At 31.9% G+C, this 15,202-nt stretch carries 19 protein-coding genes; 10 read left to right on the top strand and 9 right to left on the bottom strand.

Annotated elements, in window-relative coordinates; translation table 11 throughout:
* The 4 genes from ACN5J3_RS06280 to ACN5J3_RS06265 all read left to right on the top strand — a co-directional run.
* A partial coding sequence (locus tag ACN5J3_RS06280; RefSeq protein ID WP_418511152.1) for an efflux RND transporter permease subunit occupies nucleotides 1-448 on the top strand: 448 nt, incomplete at its 5' end.
* Between the two features lies 1 nt (nucleotide 449).
* Nucleotides 450-1,862, top strand: a complete 1,413-nt coding sequence (locus ACN5J3_RS06275; protein ID WP_418511151.1) for an efflux transporter outer membrane subunit — start codon at nucleotides 450-452, stop codon at nucleotides 1,860-1,862.
* A gap of 26 nt (nucleotides 1,863-1,888) precedes the next feature.
* Nucleotides 1,889-2,479 (top strand): TetR/AcrR family transcriptional regulator, encoded by a 591-nt coding sequence (locus ACN5J3_RS06270; RefSeq protein WP_418511150.1) that lies wholly within the window; start codon nucleotides 1,889-1,891, stop codon nucleotides 2,477-2,479.
* 17 nt (nucleotides 2,480-2,496) lie between these two features.
* Entirely contained in the window at nucleotides 2,497-2,892 is a 396-nt protein-coding gene (locus ACN5J3_RS06265) for a hypothetical protein (RefSeq protein ID WP_344726721.1), read from the top strand.
* A gap of 7 nt (nucleotides 2,893-2,899) precedes the next feature.
* Here ACN5J3_RS06265 and ACN5J3_RS06260 read toward each other — a convergent pair whose 3' ends face one another.
* Nucleotides 2,900-3,442, bottom strand: a complete 543-nt coding sequence (locus ACN5J3_RS06260; protein ID WP_418511149.1) for a hypothetical protein — start codon at nucleotides 3,440-3,442, stop codon at nucleotides 2,900-2,902.
* 20 nt (nucleotides 3,443-3,462) lie between these two features.
* Complete coding sequence (locus ACN5J3_RS06255) at nucleotides 3,463-4,464, bottom strand: NAD(P)H-dependent glycerol-3-phosphate dehydrogenase (RefSeq protein ID WP_344726717.1); 1,002 nt, start codon at nucleotides 4,462-4,464, stop codon at nucleotides 3,463-3,465.
* 134 nt (nucleotides 4,465-4,598) lie between these two features.
* Here ACN5J3_RS06255 and ACN5J3_RS06250 point away from each other — a divergent pair, with 134 nt between their 5' ends.
* On the top strand, nucleotides 4,599-5,549 hold the full coding sequence (locus tag ACN5J3_RS06250) for a nicotinic acid mononucleotide adenyltransferase (RefSeq protein ID WP_418511148.1): 951 nt from the start codon (nucleotides 4,599-4,601) through the stop codon (nucleotides 5,547-5,549).
* Between the two features lie 154 nt (nucleotides 5,550-5,703).
* On the top strand, nucleotides 5,704-6,201 hold the full coding sequence (gene lysM, locus ACN5J3_RS06245) for a peptidoglycan-binding protein LysM (RefSeq protein WP_417290496.1): 498 nt from the start codon (nucleotides 5,704-5,706) through the stop codon (nucleotides 6,199-6,201).
* A 71-nt stretch (nucleotides 6,202-6,272) separates the two neighbouring features.
* Here the strand turns inward: lysM and nadD are convergent, their stop codons facing one another.
* From nadD to ACN5J3_RS06230, 3 genes are read right to left on the bottom strand one after another with little or no spacing between them, the layout of a single operon-like run.
* Nucleotides 6,273-6,851, bottom strand: coding sequence for a nicotinate (nicotinamide) nucleotide adenylyltransferase (gene nadD / locus ACN5J3_RS06240; RefSeq protein WP_418511147.1), 579 nt, complete (start codon nucleotides 6,849-6,851; stop codon nucleotides 6,273-6,275).
* 2 nt (nucleotides 6,852-6,853) lie between these two features.
* Nucleotides 6,854-7,435 (bottom strand): guanylate kinase, encoded by a 582-nt coding sequence (gene gmk, locus ACN5J3_RS06235; RefSeq protein ID WP_344726707.1) that lies wholly within the window; start codon nucleotides 7,433-7,435, stop codon nucleotides 6,854-6,856.
* A 2-nt stretch (nucleotides 7,436-7,437) separates the two neighbouring features.
* Nucleotides 7,438-8,295: a YicC/YloC family endoribonuclease gene (locus tag ACN5J3_RS06230; protein ID WP_418511146.1), complete on the bottom strand. Its 858-nt coding sequence runs from the start codon at nucleotides 8,293-8,295 to the stop codon at nucleotides 7,438-7,440.
* 119 nt (nucleotides 8,296-8,414) lie between these two features.
* On the opposite strand from ACN5J3_RS06230, the gene ACN5J3_RS06225 reads away from it, so the two are divergent.
* Complete coding sequence (locus tag ACN5J3_RS06225) at nucleotides 8,415-8,894, top strand: acyl-CoA thioesterase (RefSeq protein ID WP_344726703.1); 480 nt, start codon at nucleotides 8,415-8,417, stop codon at nucleotides 8,892-8,894.
* Here ACN5J3_RS06225 and ACN5J3_RS06220 read toward each other — a convergent pair.
* Together ACN5J3_RS06220 and ACN5J3_RS06215 are read right to left on the bottom strand one after the other, a co-directional pair.
* Nucleotides 8,883-9,779: a DMT family transporter gene (locus ACN5J3_RS06220; RefSeq protein WP_418511145.1), complete on the bottom strand. Its 897-nt coding sequence runs from the start codon at nucleotides 9,777-9,779 to the stop codon at nucleotides 8,883-8,885. The two genes, ACN5J3_RS06225 and ACN5J3_RS06220, sit on opposite strands and share 12 nt — an antisense overlap.
* A complete protein-coding gene (locus ACN5J3_RS06215) occupies nucleotides 9,772-10,125 on the bottom strand; it encodes an arsenate reductase family protein (protein WP_344726699.1) in 354 nt (117 codons plus the stop codon). Before ACN5J3_RS06215 ends, ACN5J3_RS06220 begins: the two co-directional genes overlap by 8 nt.
* A gap of 91 nt (nucleotides 10,126-10,216) precedes the next feature.
* Between ACN5J3_RS06215 and ACN5J3_RS06210 the strand changes: the two genes are divergently transcribed.
* A complete protein-coding gene (locus tag ACN5J3_RS06210) occupies nucleotides 10,217-10,675 on the top strand; it encodes a DinB family protein (RefSeq protein ID WP_418508687.1) in 459 nt (152 codons plus the stop codon).
* On the opposite strand, the gene ACN5J3_RS06205 is transcribed toward ACN5J3_RS06210, so the two are convergent.
* Complete coding sequence (locus ACN5J3_RS06205) at nucleotides 10,668-11,384, bottom strand: DUF3298 and DUF4163 domain-containing protein (protein WP_418511144.1); 717 nt, start codon at nucleotides 11,382-11,384, stop codon at nucleotides 10,668-10,670. The genes ACN5J3_RS06210 and ACN5J3_RS06205 overlap by 8 nt on opposite strands.
* A gap of 162 nt (nucleotides 11,385-11,546) precedes the next feature.
* Between ACN5J3_RS06205 and ACN5J3_RS06200 the strand changes: the two genes are divergently transcribed.
* A complete protein-coding gene (locus tag ACN5J3_RS06200) occupies nucleotides 11,547-12,686 on the top strand; it encodes a cystathionine gamma-synthase (RefSeq protein ID WP_344726693.1) in 1,140 nt (379 codons plus the stop codon).
* A 71-nt stretch (nucleotides 12,687-12,757) separates the two neighbouring features.
* Here the strand turns inward: ACN5J3_RS06200 and ACN5J3_RS06195 are convergent, their stop codons facing one another.
* A complete protein-coding gene (locus tag ACN5J3_RS06195; protein WP_418508685.1) occupies nucleotides 12,758-13,543 on the bottom strand; it encodes a THC0290_0291 family protein in 786 nt (261 codons plus the stop codon).
* Between the two features lie 240 nt (nucleotides 13,544-13,783).
* Between ACN5J3_RS06195 and gdhA the strand changes: the two genes are divergently transcribed.
* The gene (gene gdhA, locus ACN5J3_RS06190) at nucleotides 13,784-15,127 is read left to right on the top strand and encodes an NADP-specific glutamate dehydrogenase (protein ID WP_418508684.1); all 1,344 of its coding nucleotides are present in this window, start codon (nucleotides 13,784-13,786) and stop codon (nucleotides 15,125-15,127) included.
* The last annotated feature ends 75 nt before the right edge of the window (nucleotides 15,128-15,202 follow it).

The raw sequence follows: 15,202 nt of genomic DNA, 5'->3' as shown, positions 1-15,202 counted from the left end.
AGCTGTAATTTTTTCATTGCCATTGGGTGTATTTGGAGCCTTCTTTTCAACAAAAATGATGGGCTTGGAAAATAATATCTATTTCCAAATCGCCTTGATAATGTTGGTTGGGCTGTTGGCTAAAAACGCCATCTTAATTGTAGAATTTGCTCTGCAGCGTAGAAAAAATGGTGAAGGTTTAGTAGATGCTGCTATACATGGAGCTAAAGCACGTTTACGTCCTATTTTAATGACATCGTTTGCCTTCATATTAGGTTTAATGCCGCTAGTACTAGCTAAAGGTGTTGGAGCAGAAGGAAACAACTCAATTGGAACAGGTGCAGCAGGTGGTATGCTTATAGGAACCATTTTAGGTGTATTTGTAATTCCTATTCTATTTATTCTATTCCAATGGCTACAAGAAAAAGTATCCAGTAAACCAGTAGTAATTGAAACAAAAGAACAGTAAAATGAAATTTATAAAAAATCCATATTTACATAAAACGGCTGTTATAGTATTTATGGCGTTTGTATTACAAAGTTGCTTTGTGGCAAAAGAATACACGCGTCCAGAACTAGAAGAAACAGCAGACAGCCTATATAGAACCGATAACTTGCCTCAAGATAGTATATCTATGGCTGATATATCTTGGAAAGATATGTTTGCTGATACCTACTTGAAGCAGTACATAGAAGAAGGTCTTCAAAATAATTTAGACATTCGTGTGGCTATTCAGCAAATTGCAGCTGCCGAAGCCTACATGAAACAAGGTATAGCAGGTTATTTACCAACGTTAAGCGCGAATGCTCAAATGACACATCAAGAATTATCATCAAACAGTCAATTTGGGTCGTTATTTTCTTCTCTAGATCAATATGAACTTTCAGGTAGTTTATCATGGGAAGCAGATATTTGGGGAAAAATAAGAAGTAATAAGCGCGCAGGTGAAGCAAGCTATTTACAAAGTGTAGCAGCACATCAAGCAGTAAAAACACAGTTGGTTTCTGCAATTGCTTCTACATACTACCAATTGTTAGCTTTAGATTCACAATTAGAAATAACTGAAAAAACTATAGCAGCAAGAGATAGCAGCGTAATTACTATCAAAGCATTAAAAGATGCTGGTCAAGTTACACAAGTTGCGGTAGATCAAAACATAGCGCAATATAATAACGCTAAAGCTTTATTGATTGATATTAAAGCGTCTATTTTTAGAACAGAGAACACATTAAATCTCTTATTAGGAAAACCTTCAGGAGAAATATCACGTAGTGTATTAGATGCTCAAAGTTTTGATGCAGATATAAAACTGGGAGTTCCTATGACATTATTACGAAACCGTCCAGATGTTATGGCATCTGAATACGGACTTGTACAAGCCTTTGAAATGACCAATGTTGCACGTAGTAACTTCTATCCGTCATTAACATTAACAGCTTCAGGAGGATTTCAAAGTTTAGAATTAGATGAGCTGTTAAGTGCCAACTCATTGTTTGCTAACATTGTAGGAGGATTAGCACAACCTATTTTTAATAGACGTAATATTAAAACGCAACATGAAGTAGCAAAAGCACAACAAGAGCAAGCACTTTTAAACTTTAAAAAGACTTTGTTAACAGCAGGAAATGAAGTGTCTAACGCACTTTATACTTACAATGCTGAAACAGAAAAAGTAACCTTTAGATTAAATGAAGTGCAAGCCTTAAGAGATGCTGAAGCTAATTCTGAAGAATTATTAGCAAACGGTTTTGCAAACTATTTAGATTTATTAACGGCAAGACAAAGCGCATTAAATGCAGAGCTTAACGTTATAGATAATAAACTACAGCAATTATTAAGTATTGTGAATTTATACGAAGCCCTTGGCGGCGGATGGAAATAAAAAAATAGTGTTAGTTTAAGTTAGCTATGATAGGCAAAGAACAAATTATAACGTTCGCAGCCGAGAAATTTACCCAATTTGGCAGCAAAAGGTTCACCATGGATGAGCTTGCTGCCTTATTGGGTATTTCTAAAAAAACAATTTACAAATACTTCCCTAGTAAAGAAGACTTGGTAACAGCAAGTATTCATCATTTAATACATGAATACAAGTATGCATTAGAGCACTTGATAAAAGAAGAACAAGATCCTATTGTATGTGTAATTTTAATGTATCAAAAAGCTTTTGAGCACCTAAAATACTTTAAGCCAGCTTTTATATTTGGTCTTCGTAAATACTATCCTTGTTCCAATAAAGTTTTTGATGATTTTCGTGACGATTTTGTAAAAAATAGAGTTTTCAATCTGTTAAAAATAGCTCAAGAAAAAGAGCTTTTAGTTCATGGAATAAACCTAGAACTATTTTGTGATATTTATTTTAAAAGATTTGAAGAAATAGCACTCAAAAAAAATAATTTATTTGAAATATACTCAAATAAAGATCTTCTAAATCATTTTATAGTGTACAGTTTAAGAGGCATTACAAAACCAAATTATTCAAACTCTTATTTTGAATAGTTTGCTATTTTTGTAGCATGAAAAAAGATATTGAAATCCCAAAAGTAGAAGGTGTTTATGTAGCGGTAGTTCATGAGTATAATGATATTTATAAAACTCAAGACTGGAACGCTTATATTATAAATGATAAAGACGTTGATTTAGACGTTGTTTTAATAGTAACCAATGGCTACTCTGGTGATAAAATAACATCTACATTTAGAAAAAAACTAGATACGCTTCCTAAAAAGAGCTATGCCAAAATAGAGCTCATGCAAGAGGAATTGTTTGCGCTTAACAATCAGTTTAAAGTGACATTTTTTGAAGGAAATCAAATGTTTGATAAAACTTATTTGTTTAGAAAAAACACGATTAATGAAAAAGCATTACAAAACATTCCGCTAATGCAAGTGAAAGGTGTTTTGGTGAAGTAGGAACACATTAAACCCCAAACTGGATAATAACAATTGTCCATAGAATAAAAATAAACAAATTCACAAAAATTAAGTTTAACCTTGCGTTTTTGCTAATCTCTTTCATAATAAAAATATATATAAGAGATGTTATTACTGTTAGCATGCAACCAATTAAAAAGAGCAAATTAATGCCTTGCATTCCAGAATTTACTCTGATCTTTCTATTTTTTGCAGTCACTTTTTTTACTAACTTAAAAATAGGCGATATGTGAAGAGTGATTTCGGTTTCTATAACTCTACCTTTTTGCGTTGAAAAGGAATAACCTTTTTGAGTTAGGTATTTATGACCTACCGTTTGTGATCTTCTTGAAGCCCTTCCTACACCACTATTCGATATTGTAATATAATATACTTGGGATATATGATCAGTCTCTTTATAACTAGGCAACAAAAAACAATCAATAGAAAGTAAAGTACTTAATAAAAGAGGTATTGAAACAAAGACAATAAATTTTTTCTTAAAGTCTTTTTTAAAAAACACACTGATTTTATTTAATGCTTCAACCATTTATTCGAGCAAAAAAATCGCTAATCCAACTTCTCTGTTAATTTTTGAAAGACTTTTTTAGCATCTTTACCTTCATAAAGCACGTTATAAACAGCATCTATAATAGGAAGTCGGGTTTTCTTTTTGTTCTTTTCGTTTAATAAATGGGCACTTTTAGTGGCGTAATAACCTTCGGCTACCATATTCATTTCCATTTGGGCAGATTTTACGGTGTAACCTTTACCAATCATATTCCCAAACATGCGATTTCTAGAGAAAACGGAGTATCCAGTAACCAATAAATCACCTAAATAAGCTGAGTTATTAATGTTACGTTTCATTTTATGCATTTTTTTTATGAAGCGTTTCATTTCTCTTATGGCATTACTCATTAAGACACTCTGAAAATTATCTCCATAACCTAAACCATGAGCAATTCCGGCAGCAATAGCATAAATGTTTTTTAGCATCACCGCATATTCAGTACCAATAACATCATCACTGATTTTTGTTTTTATGTAGTCGCTTGACAGGTTTTTTGCAATGGCTTTGGCCTTACTGGCATCAGCACATGAAATAGTTAAATATGATAAACGCTCTAAAGCAACTTCTTCGGCATGGCAAGGCCCAGCAATAACCGCGATGTTTTCAAAAGGAATGTGGTAAATATCATGAAAGTGCTCACCAACGAGTAATCCAGACTCTGGAATAATACCTTTTACTGCAGAAACAATGGTTTTTTTAGAAACATCGGCAGAAAGCTTTTCTAATTCAGAGTGCATAAAAGCAGATGGGATAACAAATATTAGCACGTCAGCATAATTTGCCATTTCATTAATATCGTTGCTTAACTTAAGCTGTTCGGTTTTAAACTCTACAGAGCTTAAATAGCTTGGGTTATGCTGTTCTTTTAGTAAGTGTTCTTTAGTGTAAGCACTACGCATATACCAACCAACTTCATCAAGGTTTTCGCATAGCATTTTTACAATAGCTGTTGCCCAACTTCCGGCTCCAAAAACGGCATATTTTATAGGTGTACTCATAAATTTTATTCATACAAATGAATTTCAAAAGTACATAAATTATAAATTCTTATTGTTATCTGAATATCAATCATTTAGTTTTTTGGCACGCAATTTGAATTGCCATAAGTAATAACTTTTTAAAATAATGGATTATGAAAACGATAAAATTACTTTCAGGGTTTGCTTTAATTACTTTGTTATTTACTTCTTGCTACCATGAAGAGGTTATTTATGATGATTATAATTATAATCCAGGTCCTTCACAAACAGTTTCTTTAAATCAAATGCTTAACTCGTATGAGTTATGGTATGTAGATATAAACCAAACAGCAGGTTATGGAGAAACACCTTTTTTACAAATAGCCTTTACAGTTTCTTTTAGAAACGGAACATTATATGCCAATAACAATTTAGTTGGTTTTGGTAGTCAAGGTAATGGTTATGGTATTGCTGTAGGAGATTATGATGCTTACAATATGATTCTAGATGTATATCACGATATAGATGGGTATCAAACGTTTGATGTTTATCAAGTAGATTATAATACAATTGAGTTATATAATCCATATAACGACACATCATATTTTTTAAATGGTTATCAGCGTAGTACGTTTGATTATGATTTTGTGTTTTATGATAACATTCATTATTTCTTACAAGAATATGAAGCATGGGAAAAAACATATACAAGTCAAACAGGTGCATTAAATGAGTTTGATAATGAAAACTATTTACAGTTTTTAGCCGGAGGTAATGATTCAGAGTTTAGAAGCTCTCAAGATATGAATATTTCAAACCCAAATAATATATATTGGGATTACACAGGTGTTTATGGCGTAGGAAACATTTCTGGTAATATGTACTTAAAAACATTGACGCTAGATTACGATTATTTTGCAAACGAGCACTTTGAGTTAAGCGTTATAAATGATCAGCGTGTTGAGTTGTATCATCCTTCTTCAGGAACTACATATCAATTTACAGGTAGAGGTTATATTCAGTTCATGAAAAACGCACAAGGAAAACAAACTGATACGCTAAAAAAACGTAAACAAAAAACATCTAAAACAGAAAACTTAAGAGAAAATACAAGAGAGAAATAATTTTTGGTTGGTTAGTTAAGAACGTACTTTTTACATAATAAAAAATGTGAAGTGCGTTCTTTTTTTACTATATTAATAACCTTTAAAAGCAAGATTAAAACATAGATTTTTTAAACATATTAACAATAAACATTAACACTTAAAAACAAACATTATGGGACTATTTTCATTTATTAAAAATGCGGGAGCAAAAGTATTTGGTATTGGAAAAACAGATGCAGAAGAAGCTGCAGAAAAAGCAGCTGAAGCAGCTGCAGCCGAATTAAAAGCAGAAGAAGCCGCAGCAAGAAATCTAGAAGAAACAATTAGTGATTTAGGACTTGAGGTTGAAAACCTAAAAGTACATATAGATGATGATACAGCTACTATTTCTGGTGCTGCATATGACCAAACAACTAAAGAAAAAGTGATTTTGGTTGTAGGAAACACCAATGGAATTGCTACTGTAGATGATCAAATGACGGTTGAAAACCCAGAGCCAGAAGCGCAATTCCACACTGTGGTTAGTGGCGATACATTAGGAAAAATTGCAAAGAAATTTTATGGTAACGCGATGAAATATCCTGTGATTTTTGAAGCAAATAAGCCTATGCTTAAAGATCCAGACTTAATTTACCCAGGACAAGTATTACGTATTCCTGCTTTAGATTAAACTTGAATAGCTTATTTAATATATAAAAGCCAACTTTTAAGTTGGCTTTTTTTAGTCATGAATTAAAAAAATTATTTGTAAAAATTCATTTCGTCAATATACTTCCAAACAGGTTCAGATAAAAGCGGTCTGATGTTTTTATCTTTTTTGATAGCATTTCTAATAAAGGTAGAAGATATTTCCATAATAGGTGCTTTTATATAATGCACATGATTATGATTGTTGAATTGTGTTTCTATTTTGCCTTCAGAAATTCTTGGGTAAACGTATAAGTGATATCTTTCTAAAATAACCTCATAGTTTTTCCACTTATGAAACCCTTTTAAGTTGTCTTCACCCATTATCAAAGAAAACGTGTGATTAGGATATTTTTCTTCTAGATGAATTAATGTATTTGCAGTATAATTAGGTTGAGGTAGGTTAAACTCAATGTTGCTAGGCTGTAATTTATCGTAGGTTTCGGTTGCTAGATAAACCATTTCAAATCTATGGTGATTATCTAACAAAGAACTTTTCTTTTTAAAAGGGCTATGAGGCGTAACTACAAACCATACTTGGTCTAAATCACTGTTTTCAGCCATGTGGTTTGCAATGGCCAAATGCCCTATATGTATAGGATTAAAAGTTCCGAAATATAAACCTACTTTCATTTTTATTGGCAATCAGTGTTTATAAAATTACCAACAAGTGTTTCAGCTTCAGCAAGTGCTTTATCTAGATTGTCATTTTCAATAATAACATCAAATAGCGGTGCTGTTGCAAGTTCGGCACTGGCTTTAGCAATACGCATATTTATTTTGTCAGCACTTTCAGTTTGACGCTTTTTTAACCTGATTTTAAGCTCGTCAATGCTTGGTGGTTTTACAAAAATAGCAAGTGTTTCTTCAGGGAATTTACGTTTTATACGGAGACCTCCAGAAACATCAATGTCAAAAATAACATGCTTTCCTGTTGCCCAAATGCGTTCAACTTCGGTTTTTAAAGTGCCATAAAAATTATCGCGATAAACTTCTTCCCACTCTAAAAATGCATCATTTTTTATTTTATTTTTAAATTCTTTTGCTGATAAGAAATAGTAGTCTTTACCATGAACTTCTTCGCCACGTTTTTCTCTAGATGTTGCAGAAATTGAAAACTCTAAATTTAAGTTGTCAATACCTAATAAGTGCCTTACAATAGTTGTTTTTCCTGATCCTGAAGGTGCCGAAAAAACAATAAGTTTTCCTTTAGTCATGCTTATAATACGTTTAAAAGTTGTTCTTTAATTTTCTCTAATTCATCTTTCATTTGCACAACTAGTTTTTGCATTGGCGCATAATTACTTTTTGAGCCAATGGTATTAATTTCACGACCAATTTCTTGACTTATAAAACCTAGTTTTTTTCCGTTAGAATCTTTAGAATTTAACGATTTTATGAAGTATTCTAAATGGTTTTTTAAGCGTACCTTTTCTTCGGTGATATCAAACTTTTCTATGTAGAATATTAATTCTTGCTCAAAACGATTTTCATCAACTTTTTCTTTTAGTTCTTCAACGCCTTTGCGTAAACGTTCACGAACACCATCTATACGTTCAGGGTCTATAGCGATAACTTGTTCTAACAAGTCATCAATACGTTGAATACGTTCTTTAAAATCGGCCTCTAGCACTTTGCCTTCATCTAGTCTATAAGTTGAAATATGGTTTAGGGCAGTATTTACTTCGTTTAAAATTGCGTTCCATTCATCATCATCAATATCATCACGCTCTGTACTTAATGCATCAGGAAAACGCACAGCCATTTTTAAGAGTTCGGTTTCATCACCAGCAACAACATCTCGTAATTGGTTCATGTATTGCTTTACAACGGTTTTGTTTACTTGTGTTGTGGTTTCTTCTCCAGTAATTTCAACATAAATAGAAAAATCTATTTTTCCGCGTTCTAACTTGTTGGCAATAAGTTTTCTTAAGCTTAATTCTTTCTCTCTATAAACAGAAGGCATTCTGGCATTCACATCAAGATTTTTGCTGTTAAGCGATTTTATCTCGATAGATATTTTTTTTGTTGGTAATTGTAACACAGATTTACCATAACCTGTCATTGAGTGTATCATAAATTAAATTGTATAAGTTATGCAAAGGTAACTAAAACCAAAGGTTTAGAAAACAGTTAATTTATATTATGCGCGCACAGCAAATATTTGTATTTTTGATACTTAAATTTGAAAAAAAGATGTTTAAAAAACAATTTGAAATACGTTGGAGTGATGTAGATGCTAACAGGCATTTAGCAAATAGTGCTTATACCAACTTTATGAGTCATGCGCGTATGGCTTTTTTAATAGAAAAAGGGTTTACTATGAAAGAGTTGGCAGTATTTAATATTGGTCCAGTGGTTTTTTATGAGCACATGTTTTATTTTAAAGAAGCATTTTTAGGACAGCCAATTACGGTAACTTTAGAAGTTTCAGGTTTGAGTGAAGACGGAACTTTTTTTCAGTTTGATCATAATTTTTACAACCATAAAGGTCAACACTTGGCGCATTGCGAAATGTTAGGGGCTTGGATAGACTTAAAAACGCGTAAACTAACGGCTTTACCAGAAGAATTGCATAAAGCAAGTGAGACTTTTCCTAGAGCTAAACATTTTAAAGTACTTACAAAAGAAGATACAAGAAGGCATAATAAAGTGCCTCAAGACTTAAGCTTGTAATTTTGGTTTTTTAGTAACCAAGTATACTCCTGAAAATATTAAAACTGAAGCAATGGCTTTTACTAAATCAAAGCTATCGCTTCCCATCAATAATGCAAAAATCACTGCAACAACGGGCTGTAAGTATAAAAAGGTACTTACGGTTGAAGCTTTGAGATGTACTAATGATAACGGGTTTAATAAATAAGTTAAAAATGTTGCTCCAATAATTACAAAAGCTACTGAAAAGATAATGTAAGCATCAAAAGATTCCCAATTTATTTCAGTAAACTCGCCATAACCAAAAGGTATAACCAAGATTAATCCAAACAAAAATAACCACCTAATAAAAGTAAACGGATGATATTTTTCGGTTAGTTTTTTTACTAAAATAATATATATACTATACGATGTTGCATTTATAAAAACTAATAAATTGCCTAGTAAAATATTGTCTCCAACTTGAGACGACTTGCCGTATAACGATAGTACAATGGCCCCAAAAAAGCCAAGAATGATGCCTAAAATTTTTAATATTGTAATGCGTTCTTTTAAAAAAACAGACGATAAGACTAACACAACAATAGGAGTCACAGTCATTATTACAGAAGCATGAATAGGTGTTGTATATTCTAAACCTTTAAAAAACGTAAGCATATTTAAAGCAATGCCAAATATTGAGGCCAAGAATAGTTTTAGATAATCCTCTTTATCAATACGCTCATTTTTTGTAAAGAAGCTTAAAATCCAAAACAGAGCAACAGCTCCAGCGACACGAATTAAAATAAAACCAAAAGGTTTTATAAAGCCACCATCAATGACATCATTTGCAAATGTGAAATTTAGCCCATAGAGTACTTGAACTAAAAAAGCTGCTATTAAAGCAAAAATACGTTTTCTATCCATGAATAGCTTCTTTAGCCAAGGCAGTTACTTTTTTTGAATTTCCTATAAAAATCGAATTGTTATAAATAAGTACAGGACGACTTAAAAATGTATAGTGTTCTAAAATGTAGTGCTTGTAATCTTTTTCAGTAAGCTCCTGATTTTTTAAATCCATTTCTTTATATAGCTTGGCACGTTTGCTAAAAAGTGCTTCATAGCTTCCAGCAAGTTTTGCCATGTCATCAAGTTGCTTAACAGTAATAGGTTCAGATTTAATATCTTGAAGTACAACATCAGAAGGAAGATTAAGCTCCTTTATAATTCTTGTGCAGGTATTACAGGTTTTTAAATAATAAATCTTATTCATGGCTTAATAATAGTTTCGTTTCAGAAATAAATTTAACTGCAAAATAACAGTATTTATATGGTTTAAAGTATCTTTATTGAAAATTAAATTTATGGATTTCACATTTGATGTCTTTTCAAAAACAAGAGCTTTTTTTAAAAAAATTATTGAAGAACAATCTTTAGAGGATTTAAACAAAATTCCTAAAGGATTTAATAACAATATTATCTGGAATATTGGCCATATTATTGTTACTGAACAAGTACTTATTTATAAATTGTCAGGTTTAAAACCTACTATAAGTGAATCATTGGTAAGTGCTTACATGAAAGGGACAAAACCAGAAAAAGATGTAACTCAAAAAGACGTTAATGAGATCGCTTCATTACTGTTTTCTACTTTGCAACAAACAGAAATAGATTATAAAAAAGGAGCTTTTAAAAATTTTAAACCATATACGGTTTCTACAACAGGAAATACATTAAATAACGTAGAGGAAGCTTTGCAGTTTGCGTTATTTCATGAAGGATTGCATTTTGGATATGTGCTAGCGTTACTTCGTGCTATTTAAAGTTTAAATAACTCTCAATTGTCTCATATGGAATTGTAAATTCGGTAAGCCCTGTTGAATAGGGAGCAATTTCATAACTGTTATATAGTAATATTAAGCCATCATCATTAAAACCAATATTTGCTGGAAGTGTGAAATTTTCAGGTTCAAAGTATAAATCGCGTTTTCCTTCAATCTCTTGATTAAAATAGGTTTTAGCAAGTTCTTTAAATTCGCTTAAATCATTTATTAAGGCATCATTTTCAATTAAATTACCTGTTTTGGCATCAAAGTTAAGAAACGACACTACAACTATACCGTGAGCGCCACCTGTATTTGTATAGGATGTCATTGCTATAGATACTACGTTAGGTGATTGATACATAACTTCACCATCTATTTGGGCTTCCCAAACTTGTGGTGTTTCTGGAAAGTCAGCTTTAAAAGCCTCAAACGCATTATTAAAATTAGAAACGCTTTCTTCAATTGATGTTTCCGTTTTTGAGTCTGGATCTCCAATATGTAAAGAAGAAACAACGGTTTTAGTAATTTGTGAATTTATGTTGTTAGAGACTGTTTCATTTCCAGTGGCTTCTATAATATTTATTTCAACAATATCAGTATTGTTAGTAGTTACGTTAACGGCATTAAATGTTAATGAAGTTTCTTCTTGACAAGAGAAAACGACACTAAATAAAACAACTAAAAACAAGATAAATTTATAACGCATAACTAGAAGACTTAATACGATGTTAAAGATACATATTGCTTTTGAATACAGCGAATTAAACCATAGATTTGTGCTAAATATGTTATAGAATGTTTTAGGTTTTTTTAATTCCTGTAATTCAATAGTTTAATAAATAAAAAACCACAAAAAATAATTTAATAGATGAAATTTAACACAAAAACAATACATGGAGGTCAAACACATGATCCAGCTTATGGATCAGTTATGCCACCAATTTATCAAACATCAACATATGCACAAAGTACACCAGGTGGACATAAAGGTTTTGAGTACTCAAGAACGCACAACCCAACACGTCAAGCCTTGGAAAATGCTTTTGCAAGTATAGAAAATGGAAACTACGGATTGGCTTTTGGTTCTGGGCTAGCAGCCATTGATGCTGTGTTAAAACTATTAGAACCTGGTGATGAAGTAATTTCAACAAATGATTTGTATGGTGGTTCTTACAGATTGTTTACATCAATTTTTAAGAAATTTGGTATCAAGTTTCATTTTGTAGGTATGCAAAATGCAGATAATATAGAATCATATGTTACTGATAAAACAAAGCTTATTTGGGTAGAAACACCAACAAACCCAATGATGAATATTATTGACATTAAAGCGGTTTCAACTATTGCAAAAAAGCATGATTTATTATTAGCTGTTGATAATACATTTGCAACACCATATTTACAGCAGCCAATAGATTTAGGAGCTGATATTGTTATGCATTCGGCAACTAAATATTTAGGAGGACACAGTGATGTTGTAATGGGCGCTTTAGTTGTAAAAGATAAAGAACTTGCTGATAAATTATATTTTATTCAAAATGCAAGTGGAGCTGTTTGTGGTCCTCAAGATAGTTTTTTAGTATTACGAGGCATAAAAACACTACATATTCGCATGCAGCGTCATAGTGAAAACGGTAAAGCTGTTGCAACATATTTAGCTTCTCACCCAAAGGTAGAGCATGTATATTGGCCAGGATTCGAAAGTCATCCTAACCATGAGGTAGCAAAATCTCAAATGAAAGATTTTGGAGGAATGATTTCTTTTACAACAAAAGGGAATAATTATGAAGAGGCTATCAAAATTGTAGAAAAATTAAAAATATTTACACTAGCAGAGTCTTTAGGTGGTGTAGAATCTCTATGTGGCCATCCAGCAAGTATGACGCATGCGAGTATCCCAAAAGAAGAGCGAGAAAAAACAGGTGTTGTAGATTCTTTAATTAGACTAAGTGTAGGAATTGAAGATATTGATGACTTGCTTGATGATTTAAAACAAGCAATAGGATAACTTAAATAATAAGTAAACAAAAAAGCCAGAACCCTAAAGTTCTGGCTTTTTTATTATGCTTTTCTAATATTTTAATCTAAATAATAGATGTATCCAAAGTTTAACCAAACTAACCAATCGTTGTGTTTGTTTGAAGATAACTGGTGATCAAAACCATCAATCCAATCACTACCATAATATTGCCATCTTAAATCTAGCATTAAATCAGATAGAGGTGTAAGCTTATAGCGAGCACCAATACTTGTTACTAAAGACCACGTGCTTCCAGAATCAGGGTTTATTGATCCAGGATCCCAATATGAGTAAAAGTTATTGGCATTATTAATGTTAGAGTTTCCATAAGAAGTATAAGCTTTAGGGTTGTATGATGTGTAATGCACACCAAGACTAACAAAAGGAGCAATTCTATAACTAAATGCCTGAAAAGATCTAATACTAAAAGGGAAGTATTCTAATTGCATCCCGATGTCAAAATTATTGGCTTCTCCAGTATGTGCTCTTAATTTATCAGCATTAGCACTTGTTTTATCTGGGGCAACCCATTCTCCGTAGTGTTCTAGTTTTGTTTTGTTGTATGAAAGTTCACTTCGTAACTTAAAGTGATCATTAAAATAAGTGTCTGTAGAGTAGCAATTACAATCAGCACGATAAGAAAAGTTGATGTAGTGAACAATACCAATTCCAAATCCAGAATTTCCAAAGTTGTTACGATCATTTGCTCTTTCACCAAAATCAGATCTAAATTGAACAGGGCCGACTATAGCTCCAATTTCATGTGAAAATCCTAATTGTGAAAATCCTGAATAAACTCCAATAAGTAGGAATACTATTAGTTGTAAAGGCCTGTAGTTAAACATAGTGCTAATTTCAATGGTTTAGAGCATTATTAAACAAATATAAAAAAACCCAATAACCTACCAAATATAAAATATTAAAAGCAAAGCAATTATATGAAAAGATAACATACAATCAATATAGAATTTTAAAAAAAATTTTGCAATTGCGAATTATAAAAAAAACCATTTTATTTTTTAAAGATAATGTATATTTGCAGCATTAATGTTTAAGAAATTAAGATTTCTTCAAAATAATAAAAAATGAAACAAAAAATAGAAGCGTTTTTAGAGATTGTAAAAGAAAAAAATGGTCATGAACCAGAATTTTTACAAGCTGTTCATGAAGTAGCTGAAACAGTAATTCCATTTATAGAGAACAACCCAAAGTATCAAAATAAAATGTTACTTGAGAGAATGGTAGAGCCTGAGCGTACTATTATTTTTAGAGTGCCTTGGATTGATGATCAAGGAAACACCCAGGTAAATAGAGGTTTTAGAGTTGAATTCAATTCAGCAATAGGACCATATAAAGGTGGACTTCGTTTTCATCCATCTGTAAACTTAAGTATTCTTAAGTTTTTAGGTTTTGAGCAAGTATTCAAAAACTCACTAACAACATTGCCAATGGGTGGTGGAAAAGGAGGAAGTGACTTTGACCCAAAAGGAAAAAGCGATAATGAGGTAATGCGTTTTTGCCAATCATTTATGAACGAGTTATTCCGTCATATAGGTCCAAATACTGATGTTCCTGCAGGAGATATAGGTGTTGGAGGTCGTGAAGTAGGATACATGTTTGGTCAGTATAAACGTTTAAGAAACGAATTTACTGGTGTGTTAACAGGAAAAGGGATTTCTTTTGGAGGTTCTTTAATAAGACCTGAAGCAACAGGATATGGTTGTGTATATTTTGCAAAGAATATGTTAGCAACAAAAAATGATACATTAAACGGAAAAACTATTGTTATTTCAGGATCTGGAAATGTTGCTCAATATGCATGTGAAAAAGCAACTGAATTAGGTGGTAAAGTTGTAACAATGTCTGATTCTTCAGGTTATATTTATGACCAAGACGGAATTGATGCTGAAAAATTAGCACATATTCAAGATATAAAAAATGTAAAGCGTGGTAGAATAAGTGAGTATTTAGACAAATATCCATCAGCTACATTTCATAAAGGAGAAAGACCATGGTCTGTAAACTGTGATGTAGCAATGCCATGTGCAACACAAAACGAATTAAATGAACAAGAAGCAAAAGCTTTAGTTGATAATGGTGTTATCGCAGTAGCTGAAGGAGCTAATATGCCAACAACTCCAGAAGCGATTGAGGTATTTCACAAGGCTAAAATTTTATTCTCTCCAGGTAAAGCTTCAAATGCTGGAGGTGTAGCAACTTCAGGATTGGAGATGAGTCAAAACTCATTGCGTTACAACTGGACAAGAGAAGAAGTTGATGCTAAATTAAACCAAATTATGGATGATATCCATGCTTCATGTGTTACTTATGGTACACAAGAAGATGGTTACGTAGATTATGTAAAAGGAGCTAACATTGCTGGTTTTGTTAAGGTAGCTGACGCTATGCTTGCACAAGGCGTTGTGTAGTTCTTTATTATAAAATAACTTTAAAAAAAGCTTTCTAAATAATTAGGAAGCTTTTTTCGTTTTAAAATTATATTA

Origin of the sequence: Corallibacter sp. (assembly GCF_048381695.1) — a bacterium.
In the GTDB taxonomy this organism is placed as follows: domain Bacteria; phylum Bacteroidota; class Bacteroidia; order Flavobacteriales; family Flavobacteriaceae; genus Corallibacter; species Corallibacter vietnamensis.
The sequence above is the reverse complement of the archived record's forward strand: the minus strand, read 5'-3'. Positions and strand labels throughout refer to the sequence as shown.

Excerpts from the sequence above, each read along its gene's own strand:
- ACN5J3_RS06275 (WP_418511151.1), top strand. The coding sequence starts at position 450 with ATGAAATTTATAAAAAATCCATATTTACATAAAACGGCTGTTATAGTA.
- ACN5J3_RS06270 (WP_418511150.1), top strand. The coding sequence starts at position 1,889 with ATGATAGGCAAAGAACAAATTATAACGTTCGCAGCCGAGAAATTTACC.
- ACN5J3_RS06265 (WP_344726721.1), top strand. The coding sequence starts at position 2,497 with ATGAAAAAAGATATTGAAATCCCAAAAGTAGAAGGTGTTTATGTAGCG.
- ACN5J3_RS06260 (WP_418511149.1), bottom strand. The coding sequence starts at position 3,442 with ATGGTTGAAGCATTAAATAAAATCAGTGTGTTTTTTAAAAAAGACTTT.
- ACN5J3_RS06255 (WP_344726717.1), bottom strand. The coding sequence starts at position 4,464 with ATGAGTACACCTATAAAATATGCCGTTTTTGGAGCCGGAAGTTGGGCA.
- ACN5J3_RS06250 (WP_418511148.1), top strand. The coding sequence starts at position 4,599 with ATGAAAACGATAAAATTACTTTCAGGGTTTGCTTTAATTACTTTGTTA.
- lysM (WP_417290496.1), top strand. The coding sequence starts at position 5,704 with ATGGGACTATTTTCATTTATTAAAAATGCGGGAGCAAAAGTATTTGGT.
- nadD (WP_418511147.1), bottom strand. The coding sequence starts at position 6,851 with ATGAAAGTAGGTTTATATTTCGGAACTTTTAATCCTATACATATAGGG.
- gmk (WP_344726707.1), bottom strand. The coding sequence starts at position 7,435 with ATGACTAAAGGAAAACTTATTGTTTTTTCGGCACCTTCAGGATCAGGA.
- ACN5J3_RS06230 (WP_418511146.1), bottom strand. The coding sequence starts at position 8,295 with ATGATACACTCAATGACAGGTTATGGTAAATCTGTGTTACAATTACCA.
- ACN5J3_RS06225 (WP_344726703.1), top strand. The coding sequence starts at position 8,415 with ATGTTTAAAAAACAATTTGAAATACGTTGGAGTGATGTAGATGCTAAC.
- ACN5J3_RS06220 (WP_418511145.1), bottom strand. The coding sequence starts at position 9,779 with ATGGATAGAAAACGTATTTTTGCTTTAATAGCAGCTTTTTTAGTTCAA.
- ACN5J3_RS06215 (WP_344726699.1), bottom strand. The coding sequence starts at position 10,125 with ATGAATAAGATTTATTATTTAAAAACCTGTAATACCTGCACAAGAATT.
- ACN5J3_RS06210 (WP_418508687.1), top strand. The coding sequence starts at position 10,217 with ATGGATTTCACATTTGATGTCTTTTCAAAAACAAGAGCTTTTTTTAAA.
- ACN5J3_RS06205 (WP_418511144.1), bottom strand. The coding sequence starts at position 11,384 with ATGCGTTATAAATTTATCTTGTTTTTAGTTGTTTTATTTAGTGTCGTT.
- ACN5J3_RS06200 (WP_344726693.1), top strand. The coding sequence starts at position 11,547 with ATGAAATTTAACACAAAAACAATACATGGAGGTCAAACACATGATCCA.
- ACN5J3_RS06195 (WP_418508685.1), bottom strand. The coding sequence starts at position 13,543 with ATGTTTAACTACAGGCCTTTACAACTAATAGTATTCCTACTTATTGGA.
- gdhA (WP_418508684.1), top strand. The coding sequence starts at position 13,784 with ATGAAACAAAAAATAGAAGCGTTTTTAGAGATTGTAAAAGAAAAAAAT.